Here is a 16322-nt window from a genome sequence, read left to right as displayed (position 1 = left end):
GTGAATCTCCATTACCGGGTGTTGGTCGAGAAGGAGGCCTCATGATCCGCCGGATCGCCGCGGTTTTCGCGCTCTGTCTCGGCTTTGCCGCGCCGCTGCCGGCAACCGCCGCCGACCAGCCGATCCGGATCATGCCGCTCGGCTCGTCGACCACGGACGGGAACACCGCTCCGGACACCGACGGCGGCTATCGGCCGGATCTCTGGCAGCTGCTCGTCGGTGCCGGCTGGTCGGTGGACTTCGTCGGCCCCAACCGCGACGCCGACCAGAAGATCGGCGATCCCGACCACGCCGGATTCGGCGGCACGCGGATCGACTACTTCGACGACAAGGTCGACGCGTGGATGGCGACCTATCAGCCGGACATTATCCTGATGCACGTCGGCGCCAACGACGTGCTGCAGGACTATGACCTGCCAAACGCGCCGGCCCGGCTCGGCGCGCTGATCGACCACATCCTGACCGCGCGGCCGTCGGTCGCGATCTACGTGGCGAGCATCGGCCCGATCACCGCCAACGCCAACGATCCCGCGCAGGTCGACGCGTTCAACGCGGCCGCCAACACAGTGGTCCAGACACGCGCCGACGCCGGCAAGAACGTTCACTTCGTCGACAACCGCGCGGCATTCCGGCCGAGCGACGGCGCCGCCGACCACATGCACCTGACCCACAGCGGATATTCCAAGCTGGCCAGCCGCTGGTTCGGCGCGTTGACCGGCAACACGATGAAACGCTACGAGGCGGAGATCGCCACGCTGGCAAACTGCCGTGTGCTCAGTCCGAAATCGGCTTCCAACGACGCCAAGGTCGGCTACATCGACGCCACCGACGCATACGTGGAGTTCACCGTCAACGCGCCCTTCGCCGGCGACTACACGATTTTCGTCCGCGCCGGCAACGGCAGCGGCCAGCCGAGTACGCACCTGCTGTCGGTCAACGGCGGCGCGAGCCAACCGGTCACGTACGCCTCCCGCGGCTGGGACGTCTGGAACGTCGTCGCCGTCCACATTGGACTGAACGGCGGCCGCAACCTGATCCGGTTGACGCACGGCACGCTCTACGCCGAGCTCGACTTCATCGAGCTGGCCGTGCCGTCCGGCACCCGGCATGCTCCTGGCGCGAGCTGGATCGCCAGGGACATCAGCGAAAAGCTCACGTATGCGGCACGTACGACCGCCGGCCAGCTGACGCTGAGCCGGCAGACCGCGGCCGGTCGTGGACCGTGGCTGGACACGCAGGTGCCACTGCAGTCCGGCGTCACACCAGCCGGCACCCCGGCGGTCGCGCAGGACGCCACCGGCCGGTTGGCCGTGCTCACGCGTACGACCGACAACCGCCTCTATCTGGCGCGAGAGCAATCGCCAGGCGTCGATCGGTGGCAGACAAGCGTCCTGGCCGGCACCGCGGCCGGAGATCCGGCTCTGTTGCTCACAAACTCCGGCGACCTGGCCTATGCGGTGCGTACGACCGACGGCGGCCTGGCTTACGGCGACACTGACGGCTCGGTTGAGAATGTGCCAGTCTCAGCGGCCGGCGATCCGGCGTTGGCACTCGACGGCACCGGCGTCACGCACCTCTTCGTTCGTACGACCGACAACCACCTTTTCCAGGCATCCCGCGACAACACCGGTTGGCATGGCACGACCGGCACCGCCACCATCGCTGCGGATCCGGCGCCTTTCCTCAACTATCTCGGCAATCTCGCCTACTTCGCGACCCAACCGGACGGCAAGCTGTTGCTCGGCCTGCAGGGACCGGCGGACTGGACGACCACCGTCATCACACCGAAAACCGACCTCGGCACGATCGAGCAGGTGACGGCCGTCGGCACGCCGGCGGTGGCGCAGGACGTGTCCGGCAAGCTGGTCTACGTGGCGCGTACGACCGACGGCCGGCTCATCCATGGCTGGCAGGACTCACCGGGTGCGACCGCGTGGCACGCCACGATGTTGCCGACGCAGACCGACCAGGCACCGGTCACTTCCGTTGTGGTGCAGGGAGATCCGGTCGCGGCGCTGGACTCCGCTGGGCTGCTCACCTATTTCGCGCGCAGCGGCCAGCGGATTTTCCACGGCTGGCAGAACACCCCTGGCCTCGGTCCGTGGCACTCCACCCTGATCGGCACCGGCATCGCCTAATTCGTCCTGGTGAAGCCGTCGGTGCTCCAGCCTTCGCTGCCGACTCCGTGGTGTACGAAGAAAAGCCCGTCCGGGTCATAGCGATGTTTCGTACGCTTCAGCCGCGGATAGTGGTGTCCCCAGAACGCGGTCTGCCAGTTGGACTCGAAATAATCGGTCTCCGACACGTACGAACCCTGCTGACCACCCAGCGCCTTCAGCGGCGCCATCGCCTCCGTGACCAACCGCGCGTCGCGGCGACCCTGCGCGACATTCGGCTCGTGACCAGGCACACCGGGATAGGCCGGCGGCTCGTTGGCGGCCACGATCACCAGCGCGAAAGCGTCGAGCACGGCAGGGTTCATCGCTGTGGCCGCCGTACGCGCGACCGCCTGCGGCCTCGCGCCGGCGATGCCTTTGTTGACATGAAAGCCGACTCTCCACACGTTGCTGGCGCGCACCAACGCGTCGACCAGCGCCGGTCGGCGCGCCGGCCGCAGCAGCCGTTGCGACAGCCAGGTCGACTGATAGCTGTGCAGCACCTGGCTCACCTGTCCGGCGTCGCCGGCCCAATAGAAGTTTCGCTTTGGCGCGTCCGGACGGTCGTCGAACCGGATGATGCCTGGCACCGCGCCGAGCACCGCCGGGTTCCAGAAATCCCGCGCAGGAAGCGCGAGCACGATCGGCGCCGGCATCGTGTAGTCGGCCGGATGTGCCGCGATCCAGTCGAAAAACGGCTTCCAGACACTTTGCGCCTGTGCCTGCGCCAACCCCTGGAAGACCATGCTGAGGACGAGCTGGCGGCCAGGCTGGAAGGCGAACTGTTCACCCCAGTGCTCGTTCAGCAGGCTTTCCGCGTAAAAAGACAGCATCCTCTCGACCAGCTCGCGATAAGCGGCGTCTGAGCTGGCGGTGATCGTCGCGTTCACCGCACCGAAGAAGTTTGGCAGCTCGTGCGTACGCAACGTCAGCCTTGTCACGACGCCGAAACTGCCGCCGCCACCGCCTTTCAAGGCCCAGAAGAGATCCGGGTTGCTCGAGGCGTTGACGATCCGTACGACACCGTCGGCGGTGACGATCTCCGCCTCCAGCAGACTTGCCGCGGCGGTGCCGAAACGCTTGGAAAAGCTGCCGAAGCCGCCGCCAAGGACCAGCCCGGCGACGCCGACGGTCGTGCAGCCACCGCCTTGTACGTAACGGCCGCCGTTGGTGGTGACCGCCTCGTAGGCGTCGAGCCACATCGCACCCGAGCCGATGCTGACGGCCGGCTCCGGCGTGCCGCAGCCGCGCGGTGTGAAGCTGTCGTGCAGCGTGACCTCGCGCATGCCTCTGGTCCAGATCAGCAGCGAGTCCGGCGCGTTCGACCCGCCGAGATAGCTGTGGCCGCCGCCTTTCACGACCAGCCGCAACGAATGCTTGTGCGCGAATGCGACCGCGGCGGCAACGTCCTTGCTGTTCTTCGCCAGCACCGCATAGCGGCTCGGTTGCGAGGTCCACGCGTCGGTCCAGCCGAGTGTCTCGGTCAGTGCGACGTTGTCACCGACGAAAAACGGATTGTGCAGGCTGGGGAACACGTCGGCGTTTCCGCCGGCGAACGGCGACTCGACCGCCGTCAGCCGTCCGCCGACGGCCTGTTTCAGCCGCGACCATTCGGCCGGGCTCGGCCAACCGCGGTCGCCGGGACGGACTCGCCGCATGTGACCGCCTCGCGCGGAGTCGACAAGAGCAGGCAACAGGCTGACACCTGCCGCGCCTTTCAACAGCGTACGTCTCAACATGCCACCAGACGCTAGAGACCCGCGAGCGCCGCCGGATCGCCGTAGCGAGCGAAAAGTCCGTCTCCCCCGCACGACTGAGCCGAGTCGGTCGCAAGGGGGATGCGTCAGCGCTCCGAGCACTCCGTGCAGATGCCGCGGAAAATCACCTGTGCCTCCTCGACGACGCCGACCTCGGTGCCCGGCGTCAGGCAGGGACGCTCACCGGTCACGCATTCCACGTCGAAAACGCGTCGACATCGCCGGCACACGAAATGGTGATGCCAGCGGTCGCCCGCCTCGTACAACACGGCACCGGGACCGGCGTCGGCGCGCAGCACGAGGCCGGCGTCGGCCAGTGACGACAGTACGTTGTAGACGCTGGAACGCGGAAGGCGCGCGGCCAGCGCGTCGTGCACCTCCTCGGCCGTACGATGGCCGCCGAGGTCCTCCAGCGCCGCGAGGACCTCGACCCGCGGTGTCGTGGCACGCAGTCCGCTGTCGCGTACGCGATCGGTCAGCTCTGCTGTGCGTCGAACATCCACCGCTGTTTCTCCAGTCCGGCCACGATCCCGATGAGCAGGTCCTGCGTGACCAGGTCGTCCTCGCGTCGCGCGATGCGTTCGCGCATCCGGTCGACAACGGTAGTCAGCACCGCGACGACATGCGCGACGGCGGCGGTGTCGGCGATCCGGCCGTCGGCTACGGCGGCCAGCGGACTCTCCTTGGCGACGGTCAGCGCGCGACCGTCCGGCGAGTGTCCGAGCGTCACGGCGCGCTCGGCGACGGCGTCGGCGGCCGTACGCGCCCGGTCGACCAGCTCGTCCAGCTGCTCGTGCAGCGACTTGAAGCCGCGTCCAACCAGGTTCCAGTGCAGCTGCTTGCCCTGCAACGCCAGGTCGGTCAGCTCGACCAGGCTGTCCTGCAGGTCCGTGTGGATGGTGGTGACGGCCATCGGGAACTCCTCCGGAAGACTCCTTATTTGGACGATATCCATACTAGCCACTTGTTTGGAGTAGTTCCAGAGAGAACTGACTCAACCGATCGTCGTCGTGGTCAGGATTGGGTTCGGCGACGGAAAACACTGCGTCGCCGCGCGTACGGCGATGCCGAACGGTCCGCGTACGGTCGCCGTCGCGGTCAGTCCGGGACGGTCGTAGCTGACACCGCCGAGGCGGCCGACGATCTGCCCGGCCGAGCCCGCGATGAGGCTTATCGTCAGCACCGGCAGCTCGAAAACGCCGCCGCCCCGCAGCGGACCGGGCACCTTGACGACGATCGTGCGGCCGCCGATGCCGGCGGTGGGGGTCGAATGCAACCCCGCACCGGGGCCGGTCAACCGTGCCGTCCGATAGGAACTGTTGGCCGGCAACGGAATGCTCAACACCATGTTGGTCACCTCCCTCACCTGGCGGCCGCCGACCGAGGCCGGGATCCGGTTGGGCGACGGATCGAGCACGAGCTCGACCGGTGCGCCGGGATGCGCGGTCGGCGGCGCGGTCGCGGTGATCGCTTGGTTCAGCGCGAAGGTCGCGGACTGGTGACCGGCGGTCGCGCGGCAATGAAACACGACGGCGGCAGCGGCGTACGCGCTGCAATCGCTGGCCACGACAACGGCGACGGCGGCGACAAGTGCGAGACGGTTCACTCGCCAATTAGTACATGAGTGATAAATTCGCGCACAAGATCCGCAACTCTCTGTTTTGCCGCGAACATCGTTTTAGCTGTCTTACGTTGAAAAACCATGAAAAGCGTCATACGGCGATCTGTCGTACGCCTCCGCCTGCTACCGATATCCGCAGCCGAGGAAAGGAATGTCGACATGGGTCGTCATCGCAGGGCCTCCAGAAATCGTCTCGCCGCCAAGGTCGCCGTCGGCGGCGCGGTCGCGGCCGGCGCGTTGCTCGTCGCGGCGCCAGCCATGGCCGACGAGTCGGCGCAGCCGGCCACGCCGGACTTCACCTCCATCGGCATCGCCGTCGGCCAGCAGGCCGGCAAGACCATTGGCGGCACGGGTGGCGGCCTCGCCGGCGAGGCGGTCGGACCGTTCTTCGGTGTGAAGGACGGCCGGGAACGCGGCGCCAAGGCCGGCGAACAGGCCGGCCGGCTGGTCGGCGGCACCGCCGGTGGAGGTGCCGGTGGTGGCTTCGACGGCGCGTACGGCGGCGTCACCGGTAAGGCGACCGGCAGCGCCAAGGTCGGTGCCGACCTCGGCCGGCAGGTCGGCAGCGCGGTCGGCGAGGCCACCGGAGCCGCGGTCGGCGGTGCCGCGGCCGGAGCGGTCCTGCCGCCGGCGGCCCCGATCGGCGAGAAGATCGGTGGTGCGATGGGAAAACAGGCCGGCGGCTACGGTGGCGCGGCGGCCGGTGGCGCGATCGGCGGCGGATACGACGGCGCGCGTCGCGGCTGGACCGAGAGCGGTGGCGGCCACCTGCCGTACATCCCTCGCCATGGATCAACCGCCGTGCGCTGACACACAAGCTCGGCGGCCACGCCGACGCCGATACTCGGCAGCACAACCGCCGAGGAGGACGCCGCAGATGCCAACCCGCCTGTTCATCGACGGCCAGTGGACGCCGGCCGGCGCCGGGACGATCAGCACGCTGGATCCGGCCACCGGCGAGGTGCTGGAGGAGGTCGGTACGGCCAGCCAGGCCGACGTGAACGCGGCGGTCGCCGCCGCTCGCCAGGCGCTCGGCTCGGCGCAGTGGGCCGGACTGCTGCCCGTACAACGCGCGGCGCTGCTGTTCCGGCTGGCCGAGCTGGTGGACCAGCACCACGAGGAGCTCGCGGCGCTGGAAACCCGCGACCAGGGCCAGCCGATCGGCATCTCGCGGCAGGTCAGCGTGACCGGCGCCGCCGAGCACCTGCGCTACTTCGCCGGCTGGGTCACCAAACTGCAGGGCACCACCAACCCGGTGTCCTTCCCGGAGACGCTGCACTACACGCGGCGTGAGCCGGTCGGCGTGAACGCGCTGATCACGCCGTGGAACTTTCCGCTGATGATCCTGGTGTGGAAGCTCGCGCCGGCGCTGGCCACCGGCAACACCGTGGTGATCAAGCCGAGCGAGGTCACGCCACTGACCAGCGTCCGGCTGGTGGAGCTGACCGTCGAGGCCGGCATTCCGGCCGGTGTGGTCAACCTGGTCACCGGCGATGGCTCGGTCGGCGCGATGCTGAGCTCACATCCCGGTGTCGACCACGTCTCCTACACCGGCTCCACCGCGGTCGGCAAGCTCATCACGCAGGCGAGCGCGCAGTCCAACCTGAAGCGACTGACGCTGGAGCTAGGCGGCAAGGCGCCGAGCATCATCGCGGCCGACGCCGACATCGACGCGGCGGTGACCGGCAACCTGCTCGGCGCGACGCTCAACACCGGGCAGGTCTGTGCCGCGTACACGCGGTTCTACGTCGACCGCGAGCGCGAGGACGAGTTCGTCCAGAAGATGGCGGCCGGCCTGCAGACGCTGCGCGTCGGTCCCGGCATCGACGAGTCGACGCAGCTGGGGCCACTGGTCTCCGGCCGCCATCGCGACCGGGTCGCCTCGCTCGTCGGCGTCGGTCGCGACGAAGGTGCCGAGCTGGTCACCGGCGGCTCCGCGATCGACCGCGACGGCTATTTCTACGCGCCGACGCTGTTCGCGGGCGTACGCGACGACATGACGATCATGCGCGAGGAGATCTTCGGTCCGGTGCTGGCGGTGACCTCGTACGACGACCCCGACGAGGTCGTCGCGCGGGCCAACGACACCGAGTACGGCCTGGCCGCGACCGTCTGGACACGCGACATCCGGACGGCTCAGCGTTATGCCGACGGCATCCGCGCCGGCGCGGTTTTCGTGAACATGCCGCCGATCCCGGACATGGCCGCGCCGTGGGGTGGCTACAAGGCATCCGGCTGGGGCCGCGAGATGGGTCCGTGGGCCCTGGACGCGTACACCGAGACCAAGTCGGTCTGGCTGCATTACGGCTATTGAGTCCGCGACGTTCGGGTCGCCTCGGAGGGGATGAGCGCGACCCGAACGCCACCCTCGTGGAGAGGTCAGCGGATCAACGGCTTTCCGAGCGGTAACGCGGCGCCACCGGTGGTGGCCGCTGCGACTCCGGCGTACAGATAGACGCCGACGGCCGCGAAGACCAGGATGCCGCCGAGCCTCAGCCAGCCGGCCGAGCCCTGCAACGTGCCGACGAGTACGGCCGCCAACGCCAGGTCGATGAGCGCGAACAGCACGGTGAACGCCAACGGCAGCCGCAGCGTGGTCAGCGTCAGCATCACGATCACCACCAGCCAGGTGATCAGGAACAGGCCCTGCGCCGACACCGCGGCGGCTGGCGGGATGCCGAACCAGCCGTGTGTCAGGCCGAGCACCAGCACCGCGTACGACAGCCAGAAGCCCGCGAAGATGCCGAAAACGCTGGCCACCGCGCTCTCGCCGGTGCCGGCGGCCCACAGCGTCGCGATGGTCAGGCCGAGCCCGGTCGCCGCCGCGATGATCGGCAGCGACGCGCCGACCGCGGTGGCCGGCACGTACCCGACCAGCACCAGGCCGAGCGCGATCGAGCCGACGATGAACGCCGGCAGGCCGACGGCCGCCGGGTTGCCGGCGAAGAAGGCGCTCTGTGCCGCTGCCGGCGATGCTGACTGTGCGACCGGCTCTGGCGGGGCGTACGGCTCTGCGGCGGAATGAGCGGCGGTCATCGAGGACCTCCCTGCGGGTAGGCGGCGCGCCGGCTCCGGGCCAACGCGTCGCGTGATGATGGGAATGCCGCGAGTGTTGTTCCAGAGGGTAGGGCCGGCTCACCGCCGCCGGTGTCTCAGATTGAGACGGTTTGCGATCCCGGCCACGCCGTCGAATGTGCTAACTAGGGTCTGTCTCCATCTTCCGCGGGGCGATAGCCGAGCCCAAACGACTCTCATCCCCCGCAATATGGAGACAGACCCTGGGCCCACCGTTCCCGCGAAAAGTGGTTCCAGTCAGCACATTCGATCCGAGGCACCCAATGGCCGGCCGGCCGAGGTCAGGTCAGGTCAGCCCGAATAGACCGCGTCGCTTCCGTACAGGGCCCTGGTGAACGCGGAAATGTAGGTGTGCGAGTCGGTGCCGGTCAGGTTGTACGTCAGATAGGCGCCGTAGCCCTCGTTGACCGTACGCGTGGCGAGGCTCGCGGCCGTGCTGGCGCTGGTGTCGGTGTAGCTCACCGCGGCCGGCGACAGCTTGCTCCTGGCCGACGGTCCGGCCGGCACCTGCCACGTGCCGTACCACGGATTCCAGGCGTAGTCGAAGGTGTTGGCGACGCTCACGCCGTTGTAGCTGAGCCGCGAAGCCGACGGGCCGATGCTGTAGAACGTGATGAGCTTGCTCGGCAGGTTGGTGCGCAGAGCCGAGACGAGATAGACGAAAGAGCTGGCATTTGGCTGGCCGGTGCCGTTGGTGCCGTAGTCGGCGTATTCGTCGTCGAAGTCGATGCCGTCCAGGCCGTACGTCGCGACCGCGTCGGACAGTTGCTTCGCGAACGCGCTTGCCGCCGCCTGCGACGGAAAGTTGGCGAACCCGGCGCCCTGGTGGTTGCCGAGCACGCTCAGCAGGACCTTGATGCCCTTCTGCTGCAGCGGCCGCACCTGGGTCGCGACGTTGCTCAGCACGCTCTGCACCTGCGGGTTGAAATACAGGTAGGCCTTCGAGCCGTCGTAGTTGATGTTGGCGGCGAAGATGACCGCGATGTCGAAGACCGGCGCGCCACCCTGCGCCAGCGTGTATTTGCCGACGTTGGTCATGCTCTGGTCGTTGACCTCGACGTACACGACCGACTTGGGACCGGTCTTCGCCGCGGCCGCGGATGCCGGCGCACACAACGACAGGACGATCGCCACCGCGGACAACACTGCTGTGACTGGCCTCATCGCTGATCCCTCGTCTCGGCTATACCGTTTCACGGCGCGGATGCTGCGTGTGTCGGCACTCAAGATCACTGCCAGCTGGGTCGACATAAATCGGTATAGCAGCATGATCGGCCGCTTGCGAGAGCCTGTCAAGGTCGCACGTTGAGGCCGCTTCGGCTTCCCCAAAGCGAAAGCGCGCACCGTTTCGCGATGATACGACGTAAAGTGCGCGGATGACCGATTTCTGCCGGGTCAACGGCGTCCTGCCGGTGGCGATCGCGATCGTCGTCGCGGTGCTCGGCGGTGTGCTCGGCCTGAGCCTTGGCGCGTACGCGGGCTGGCACACCGCGCCACGGCTGCCGGCCCCGACCGTCACCGACCAGGCGGTCGCCGCCGCGTTCCCCGGCGCCGGCATCGGACGCTACGGCGGCACCGACTATCCCTATCCGTTCGGATTCGGCACTGACTGCGACGGCGGCGGCCCGGTGTGGTGCTTCGTCTTCGGCGGCGATCTCGGCTTCGACGCGGAGAATCGCGTGTACGGCAAGGACGTGCCGGAAACGTCCGCCGCTGCCTTGATCGCCGCGGCGGCGACGCGACTGCGCGGCGACGGCTGGCAGGTCGTGCGAAAAACCGACCTACAGCCGGCTTTCTACGGTTACCAGGCCGGCAAAGGTGAGCTGGTCATGCACATCGTCGCCTCGATCCGCACCGGCGCCAACAGATTTGTCAACGTGTGGTTCGAAGCCGACCGCCGCGACGATCCGCCGCTGCTCGCGACGATGACCGTGACCGGCCTGCTGGCCGGCGCGGTGGCCGGTTGGCAGGTCGCGGCGTGGGTCCTGCGCAGCCGGCCGCGACTGTCGCGAAACGGCAGGATCCTCACCGCGATCGGTTTTTGTTACGTGATCGCACTTCTGCTGCCAGGCGTCGTCGAAACGGTGTCATTGCTGGGAAAGATCGTCTTCGCACACGAGCCCAACCTGCCGGTCTATCGCCCGTTCGTCGCCGGCTGGGGTCGTCCGGGCGCGATCCTGACCGCACCTTTCGCCGCGGTGATCCTGCTCGTCACCGCGTTGGCCGCGCGAAAACGCGAGGTATCGTCGACGTATGCCGGCCGAGCCGATCACGCGTGAGACGCCGCGGCCGGTAGGGCGGCCGACGCAGACCCAGACCTGGCGTGACCTCACTTTCGTGCACTGGCCGGTCGATCCGGCGCTCGTCGCGCCGCTGCTGCCGGCCGGCACCTCACCGGACCAGCTCGACGGCACGACGTACGTCGGACTGGTCCCGTTCCAGATGTATCGCGTCGGCCTGTCGACCGGGCCGGCGACACCGTACGTCGGCACGTTCTGGGAGACCAACGTGCGCCTCTACTCGGTCGACGCGCATGGCCGCCGTGGCGTTGTGTTCCGTTCGCTCGACGCCAGCCGGCTGCTGCCGGTCGTCGTCGGCCGGCGCGGATTTTCGTTGCCATACATATGGTCCAGCATGCGCGTACGGCGCGACGACGACCACATCGCGTACGACTGCTGGCGGCGCGGCGGTGGACCGACGAGCCATGTGAACGTAAGAATCGGCGCACCGGTGGAAAATCCGAACCTGCTGGAGGAGTTTCTGACCGCGCGCTGGGGTTTGCACGTGTTCAACCGAGGCCGTACGCGATACATACCGAACGAACATCCACCGTGGCCGCTGCGTCGAGCCGAGCTGTTCGAGCTGGATGACCAACTGGTCGCCGCCGCCGGACTGCCAAGCGTTGGCGGCGACCCCGTCAGCGTTCTCTATTCGCCAGGTGTGCCGGTGCGATTCGGTCCGTCGATCAGCACGTAAGCATCCGGCCAGGCCATCCGCAGGCGGTCCGGACTGCCGTTGAGTCGGGTCGGATCTCCCCCGGGCGCCGGCGCCTTGGCCATCTCGACCTCCGCGGCTCCGCATGCGCGATAGAACCGCTGCGCCGAGGTGTTTTGCCGTAAGACCCAGAGATACATCGCATCGCCGGCCGCCTGATCGCGGATGGCGAGCGCGGCCTGGCCGAGCAGCGCCGAGCCGATGCCGCCGCGCTGCTGGTCATGCCGTACGTGCAGATTGTCGACCAGACTCCCCCACCGCTCGTCCTTGTCGAACATGACGTGGACGAAACCGACGAGCTCCCCTTCCCGCTCGGCGAGCACCGTCGCACTGGCCGATGGCGCGGCGAGCCGTTCCGACCAGACCGCGTGGCGATCGGCGACCACGTCACCGTCGAGGAAGGAATCGGCGTACGCGCCCCGATAATGCCGCCGCCAACTGTCGGCGTGCAGCGTGGCGACCTCAGCCGCGTCGTCGGCTCGGGCCCGCCTGAATGCGATGTCTGCCATACGGTGATCATCTCTCGGTCAGCGCCGCAACGTCGTCTCCTGGTCCATGCGCGAGAGTTTCGCCGGGTTGCGTACGGCGTAGAAGCCGGTGACCAGGCCGTCGTCCATGCGCAAGGCCAGCACGGTGTCGACCTCGCCGTCGATCCGCAGCACCAGCGCCGGATAACCGTTGACCTGGGTGAGCTGCAGCGACTGCGCGTCGATCTGCTCCAGGCCGAGAGCCAGCAGCCGGGACACCTTGCCGACACCGACGATCGGCCGCGGCGCGGCCTCCTTGACGCCGCCACCATCGCCGAGAAAGACCACGTCCGGCGCCAGGATGTCCACCAGATGCTGCAGATCGCCGGTGGCGGCCGCGCGTTGGAATGCCTGCAGAGCGTCCCTGGCCTGGTCACGCGAGACGCTGCCGCGCGGCCGGCGGGCGGCGACGTGCTCGCGTGCTCGGTGCGCGATCTGTCGTACGGCCGCCGCGGTCTTGTCGATGGCCTCGGCGATCTCGTCGTAGCCGAGGTCGAACACCTCACGCAGCACGAAAACGGCTCGCTCGGTCGGCGTCAGCGTCTCCAACACCAGCATCATCGCCATCGACACGCTGTCGGCCAGCTCCACGTCCTCGGCCACGTCCGGCGCGGTGAGCAGCGGCTCCGGCAGCCACGGACCGACGTACGACTCCTTGCGGCGGCCGAGCGTACGCAGCCGGTTGAGCGCCTGCCGCGTGGTGATCCGCACCAGGTACGCGCGTCGGTTCTCGACCGTGTCCAGGTCGACGCCGGACCAGCGCAGCCAGGTCTCCTGCAGCACGTCCTCCGCGTCGGCAGCCGAGCCGAGCATCTCGTACGCGACGGTGAACAGCAGGTTGCGATGCTCGACGAACGTCTCGGTGTGCATGCCGGTCCTCTCGTGTCGCTCACCAGACACCACGTCGCACCGTGCTGTGACAGTGGCCCTCGTCACTGTCACACGCGGCGAATCGCCGGCATCTCGTGTTCGTCCAGTCCACAACACGAGTGAGGACGATCGTCATGGAACCCCGTATCAACCTGTTCGAGAACGAGCTCGCCGCCAAGTTCGGCAAGCGGTTCGCCAACGCCAGCATGGTGATCAGCAACTCGTCGCTGCCCAAGTCCACCCAGGAGTTGGTCAGCCTGCGGGCCAGCCAGATCAACGGCTGCGGTTTCTGCACCGACATGCACACCAAGGACGCCGCGGCGGCCGGTGAGACCTCAGTACGGCTGAACCTCGTCGCCGCCTGGCGTGAGGCGACCGTGTTCACCGAGGCGGAGCGCGCGGCGCTGGCGCTGGCCGAGGAAGGCACGCGTATCGCCGACCACCACCGTGGTGTGTCGGACGAGACCTGGCAGCAGGTGCGCAAGCACTACGACGACGACCAGCTCGCCGCGCTCGTGTCGCTGGTCGCACTGATCAACGCGGCCAACCGCATCAACGTCATCGTGCGTACGCCGGCCGGCTCGTACCAGCCAGGCATGTTCGACTCCTTCGTCGACTGACTAGAGTTGGCCGCGCAGCTGGTTCGCGGTCCACGTGTGTCGTGTGGACGGCGAGGCAAGAGGGAACCCGGTGCGAGTCCGGGACTGCCCCGCAGCGGTGAGTGAGAACGACAGCCGTCTGTCCCGTACGAGGGACGGCACTGGGTCCGCACGGGCCTGGGAAGCGACGGCCGGTAGGTGACCGGCGAGCAGCCGGTCGTGCTCACGAGTCCGAAGACCTGCCAGCGCCCGTCCCGCGACCGCGGGGCGGTTGGCCGCGACCTCGTGGGTGGGTCGGTCGGTGCGCTCGGTCCTGGGCGCCGACGCTCACCTGCGCGGTCCGCAGTGGACTCGCGAAGGAGAGCCCATGGCAGCAACGGTGTACGGCTTTCCCCGGCAAGGTGTCAACCGGGAACTGAAGAAGGCCGTCGAGTCCTACTGGAGCGGCGCCACCGACGCCGACACGCTCCTGGCCGCCGCGCGTGAGCTGCGACTGCAGCGTTTGGCGCAGCTACGCGACGCCGGCATCGCCGAGATCCCGAGCAACGATTTCTCGTTGTACGACCATATGTTGGACACGGCCATCATGGTCGGCGCCATCCCGGCGCGGCACCAGGCGGAGGCCGACCGCCTCGACCGCTATTTCGCGATGGCGCGCGGCACCGCCGACGCCGCTCCGCTGGAGATGACCAAGTGGTTCGACACCAACTACCACTACCTGGTCCCAGAGCTCGGACCCGGCACCGAGTTCCGGCTCGACGCGACCAAACCGCTCGAGGAGTTCGCCGAGGCCGGCATGGTCACCCGGCCCGTGCTGGTCGGTCCGGTCACGTTCCTGCTGCTGGCCAAGCCGGAGCCGGGCGCGCCGGCCGGCTTCGAGCCGCTGAGGCTGCTCGACCGGCTGCTGCCGTGCTATGCCGAGCTGCTGCAGGATCTGCGCGCGGCCGGCGCCGAGTGGGTCCAGCTGGACGAGCCGGCGCTGGTCACCGACCAGCCGCCGGCCGTGCTGGCGGCGGCGAAACGCGCGTACGACGCGCTCAGCGCGGAAAGGTCGCGGCCGAAGATCCTGGTCGCGACATACTTCGACCGGCTCGGTGACGCGCTGCCGGTGCTCGCCGGCACGGCCGTGGAAGGCCTGGCAATGGACTTCACCGGGCCGGCCGCCGCCAACCTCACCGACCTCGCCGCTGCCGGCGGCATCCCCGGCAAGCGGCTGGTCGCCGGCGTGGTGGACGGCCGCAACATCTGGATCGCCGACCTGCCGGCGGCACTGTCGACGCTTGGTACGTTGCTCGGTCTCGCGCAGACCGTCGACGTGTCGGCATCGTGCTCGTTGCTGCACGTGCCGATCGACGTCACGCTCGAGCGCGATCTGGATCCGCAGCTGGCCGGCTGGTTCGCTTTCGCGGCACAGAAACTGCAGGAGATCAGCACCCTGGCCAAGGGCCTGACCGACGGCCGGGACGCCATCGCCGGGCAGCTCCAAGTCAACGCCGCTCGGCGCGCCGCGCGTGCGGCCTCGCCGATCGTCCGCGTCGATGCCGTACGCGCGCGCGTTACAGCCGTGCGCGACACCGATCGGCATCGCGCGAGTCCTTACGACAAACGCCGCCAAGCACAGCACGAACGGCTGGCGCTGCCCGATCTGCCGACCACCACGATCGGCTCGTTTCCACAGACGGCGAGCCTGCGCAAGGCTCGTGCCGCGCTGCGGTCCGGTGCGTTGACGGCCGAGGCGTACGACCAGGCGATGCGTGAGGAGATCCGCTCGGTGGTCGCCGAACAGGAGGCGCTCGGCCTGGACGTGTTGGTGCACGGCGAGCCGGAGCGCAACGACATGGTCCAGTACTTCGCCGAGCAGCTCAACGGATTCCTGGCGACCACGCACGGCTGGGTCCAGTCGTACGGCACGCGCTACGTACGGCCGCCGATCATCGTCGGTGACGTGTCGCGGCCCGAACCGATGACCGTCCGCTGGTCGACGTACGCGCAGAGCCTGACGCGAAAGCCGGTCAAAGGCATGCTGACCGGCCCGGTGACCATGCTGGCCTGGTCGTTCGTACGCGACGACCAGCCGCACGCGGACACCGCCGCGCAGGTCGCGCTGGCGTTGCGCGACGAAGTCGCCGACCTTGCGGCGGCCGGCATCGCGGCGATCCAGGTCGACGAGCCGGCGCTGCGCGAGACACTGCCGCTGCGCCAGGCCGGTCGCGCGGCCTACCTCGCCTGGGCCGTGGAGTCGTTCCGGCTCACCACCTCCGGGGTCGACGACCGTACGCAGATCCACACACACATGTGCTATGCGGAGTTCGGTGACGTGCTGCAGGCGATCATCGACATGGACGCCGACGTGATCAGCCTGGAGGCGGCGCGGTCCAACATGGCGATCGTCGACGACCTCAGCAGGGCCAGCTATCCGAACGAGGTCGGACCCGGCGTGTGGGACATCCACTCACCGCGAGTGCCGTCGGTGGACGAGATCGCCGCGCACCTGCGTACCGCTCTCGGCTCGTTTCCGGCCGGCCGGCTGTGGGTCAACCCCGACTGCGGCCTGAAGACCCGCGGCTATCCCGAGGTGCGCGCCACCCTGGCCAACCTCGTCGCCGCGACCCGGCACGTCCGCGCGGAGCTGTGACGGCAGGCGGCGGACTCCTGCCTGGAGTCCGCCGCGTCGTTGCCGCGACGATATTGACCGTCTGGCGAGCGCCGCGGGCGAATAGGCT

General features: G+C 68.4%; 15 protein-coding genes and 1 riboswitch. Of the genes, 7 read left to right on the top strand and 8 right to left on the bottom strand.

Features of this window, described 5'->3' with window-relative positions:
* Positions 1 to 41 precede the first annotated feature (41 nt).
* On the top strand, positions 42 to 2138 hold the full coding sequence (locus GNX95_RS05075) for a DUF8189 domain-containing protein (protein ID WP_163505972.1): 2097 nt from the start codon (positions 42 to 44) through the stop codon (positions 2136 to 2138).
* Here GNX95_RS05075 and GNX95_RS05070 read toward each other — a convergent pair.
* The 4 genes from GNX95_RS05070 to GNX95_RS05055 all read right to left on the bottom strand — a co-directional run bounded on the left by GNX95_RS05070 (position 2135) and on the right by GNX95_RS05055 (position 5519).
* On the bottom strand, positions 2135 to 3895 hold the full coding sequence (locus GNX95_RS05070; protein WP_163505971.1) for an FAD-binding oxidoreductase: 1761 nt from the start codon (positions 3893 to 3895) through the stop codon (positions 2135 to 2137). The genes GNX95_RS05075 and GNX95_RS05070 overlap by 4 nt on opposite strands.
* A 104-nt stretch (positions 3896 to 3999) precedes the next feature.
* Positions 4000 to 4416: a Fur family transcriptional regulator gene (locus tag GNX95_RS05065; protein WP_163505970.1), complete on the bottom strand. Its 417-nt coding sequence runs from the start codon at positions 4414 to 4416 to the stop codon at positions 4000 to 4002.
* Entirely contained in the window at positions 4389 to 4826 is a 438-nt protein-coding gene (locus GNX95_RS05060) for a Dps family protein (RefSeq protein ID WP_163505969.1), read from the bottom strand. The genes GNX95_RS05065 and GNX95_RS05060 overlap by 28 nt, the downstream gene beginning before the upstream one ends.
* 81 nt (positions 4827 to 4907) lie before the next feature.
* Positions 4908 to 5519: a cyclase gene (locus tag GNX95_RS05055; protein WP_163505968.1), complete on the bottom strand. Its 612-nt coding sequence runs from the start codon at positions 5517 to 5519 to the stop codon at positions 4908 to 4910.
* A 174-nt stretch (positions 5520 to 5693) separates the two neighbouring features.
* On the opposite strand from GNX95_RS05055, the gene GNX95_RS05050 reads away from it, so the two are divergent.
* Complete coding sequence (locus tag GNX95_RS05050) at positions 5694 to 6344, top strand: hypothetical protein (RefSeq protein WP_163505967.1); 651 nt, start codon at positions 5694 to 5696, stop codon at positions 6342 to 6344.
* A gap of 67 nt (positions 6345 to 6411) precedes the next feature.
* On the top strand, positions 6412 to 7848 hold the full coding sequence (locus tag GNX95_RS05045) for an aldehyde dehydrogenase family protein (protein WP_163505966.1): 1437 nt from the start codon (positions 6412 to 6414) through the stop codon (positions 7846 to 7848).
* Between the two features lie 65 nt (positions 7849 to 7913).
* Here the strand turns inward: GNX95_RS05045 and GNX95_RS05040 are convergent, their stop codons facing one another.
* Positions 7914 to 8570 carry a GPR1/FUN34/YaaH family transporter gene (locus tag GNX95_RS05040; protein ID WP_163505965.1) on the bottom strand — a complete coding sequence of 219 codons (657 nt, stop codon included), beginning with the start codon at positions 8568 to 8570 and terminating at the stop codon, positions 7914 to 7916.
* A gap of 330 nt (positions 8571 to 8900) precedes the next feature.
* A complete protein-coding gene (locus GNX95_RS05035) occupies positions 8901 to 9773 on the bottom strand; it encodes an endo-beta-N-acetylglucosaminidase H (protein WP_163505964.1) in 873 nt (290 codons plus the stop codon).
* A 212-nt stretch (positions 9774 to 9985) separates the two neighbouring features.
* Here GNX95_RS05035 and GNX95_RS05030 point away from each other — a divergent pair, with 212 nt between their 5' ends.
* Positions 9986 to 10888 carry a hypothetical protein gene (locus GNX95_RS05030; protein ID WP_163505963.1) on the top strand — a complete coding sequence of 301 codons (903 nt, stop codon included), beginning with the start codon at positions 9986 to 9988 and terminating at the stop codon, positions 10886 to 10888.
* Entirely contained in the window at positions 10863 to 11585 is a 723-nt protein-coding gene (locus GNX95_RS05025; RefSeq protein WP_163505962.1) for a YqjF family protein, read from the top strand. Before GNX95_RS05030 ends, GNX95_RS05025 begins: the two co-directional genes overlap by 26 nt.
* On the opposite strand, the gene GNX95_RS05020 is transcribed toward GNX95_RS05025, so the two are convergent.
* Positions 11537 to 12112 (bottom strand): GNAT family N-acetyltransferase, encoded by a 576-nt coding sequence (locus GNX95_RS05020; RefSeq protein WP_163505961.1) that lies wholly within the window; start codon positions 12110 to 12112, stop codon positions 11537 to 11539. The two genes, GNX95_RS05025 and GNX95_RS05020, sit on opposite strands and share 49 nt — an antisense overlap.
* A gap of 18 nt (positions 12113 to 12130) precedes the next feature.
* A complete protein-coding gene (locus tag GNX95_RS05015; RefSeq protein WP_163505960.1) occupies positions 12131 to 13000 on the bottom strand; it encodes an RNA polymerase sigma-70 factor in 870 nt (289 codons plus the stop codon).
* 134 nt (positions 13001 to 13134) lie between these two features.
* Between GNX95_RS05015 and GNX95_RS05010 the strand changes: the two genes are divergently transcribed.
* Entirely contained in the window at positions 13135 to 13620 is a 486-nt protein-coding gene (locus tag GNX95_RS05010; RefSeq protein WP_163505959.1) for a carboxymuconolactone decarboxylase family protein, read from the top strand.
* 1 nt (position 13621) lies between these two features.
* A riboswitch (cobalamin riboswitch) is annotated at positions 13622 to 13860 on the top strand.
* 106 nt (positions 13861 to 13966) lie between these two features.
* On the top strand, positions 13967 to 16234 hold the full coding sequence (metE, locus tag GNX95_RS05005) for a 5-methyltetrahydropteroyltriglutamate--homocysteine S-methyltransferase (RefSeq protein ID WP_163505958.1): 2268 nt from the start codon (positions 13967 to 13969) through the stop codon (positions 16232 to 16234).
* Positions 16235 to 16322 lie beyond the last annotated feature (88 nt).

Origin of the sequence: Fodinicola acaciae (assembly GCF_010993745.1) — a bacterium.
In the GTDB taxonomy this organism is placed as follows: Bacteria; Actinomycetota; Actinomycetes; order Mycobacteriales; family HKI-0501; genus Fodinicola; species Fodinicola acaciae.
Note: the sequence above shows the minus strand (reverse complement) of the source record. Positions and strands in the feature narration are given on the sequence as shown.

Coding starts and splice junctions, on each gene's coding strand:
- GNX95_RS05075 (WP_163505972.1), top strand. CDS start 42: ATGATCCGCCGGATCGCCGCGGTTTTCGCGCTCTGTCTCGGCTTTGCC.
- GNX95_RS05070 (WP_163505971.1), bottom strand. CDS start 3,895: ATGTTGAGACGTACGCTGTTGAAAGGCGCGGCAGGTGTCAGCCTGTTG.
- GNX95_RS05060 (WP_163505969.1), bottom strand. CDS start 4,826: ATGGCCGTCACCACCATCCACACGGACCTGCAGGACAGCCTGGTCGAG.
- GNX95_RS05050 (WP_163505967.1), top strand. CDS start 5,694: ATGGGTCGTCATCGCAGGGCCTCCAGAAATCGTCTCGCCGCCAAGGTC.
- GNX95_RS05045 (WP_163505966.1), top strand. CDS start 6,412: ATGCCAACCCGCCTGTTCATCGACGGCCAGTGGACGCCGGCCGGCGCC.
- GNX95_RS05040 (WP_163505965.1), bottom strand. CDS start 8,570: ATGACCGCCGCTCATTCCGCCGCAGAGCCGTACGCCCCGCCAGAGCCG.
- GNX95_RS05035 (WP_163505964.1), bottom strand. CDS start 9,773: ATGAGGCCAGTCACAGCAGTGTTGTCCGCGGTGGCGATCGTCCTGTCG.
- GNX95_RS05030 (WP_163505963.1), top strand. CDS start 9,986: ATGACCGATTTCTGCCGGGTCAACGGCGTCCTGCCGGTGGCGATCGCG.
- GNX95_RS05025 (WP_163505962.1), top strand. CDS start 10,863: ATGCCGGCCGAGCCGATCACGCGTGAGACGCCGCGGCCGGTAGGGCGG.
- GNX95_RS05020 (WP_163505961.1), bottom strand. CDS start 12,112: ATGGCAGACATCGCATTCAGGCGGGCCCGAGCCGACGACGCGGCTGAG.
- GNX95_RS05015 (WP_163505960.1), bottom strand. CDS start 13,000: ATGCACACCGAGACGTTCGTCGAGCATCGCAACCTGCTGTTCACCGTC.
- GNX95_RS05010 (WP_163505959.1), top strand. CDS start 13,135: ATGGAACCCCGTATCAACCTGTTCGAGAACGAGCTCGCCGCCAAGTTC.
- metE (WP_163505958.1), top strand. CDS start 13,967: ATGGCAGCAACGGTGTACGGCTTTCCCCGGCAAGGTGTCAACCGGGAA.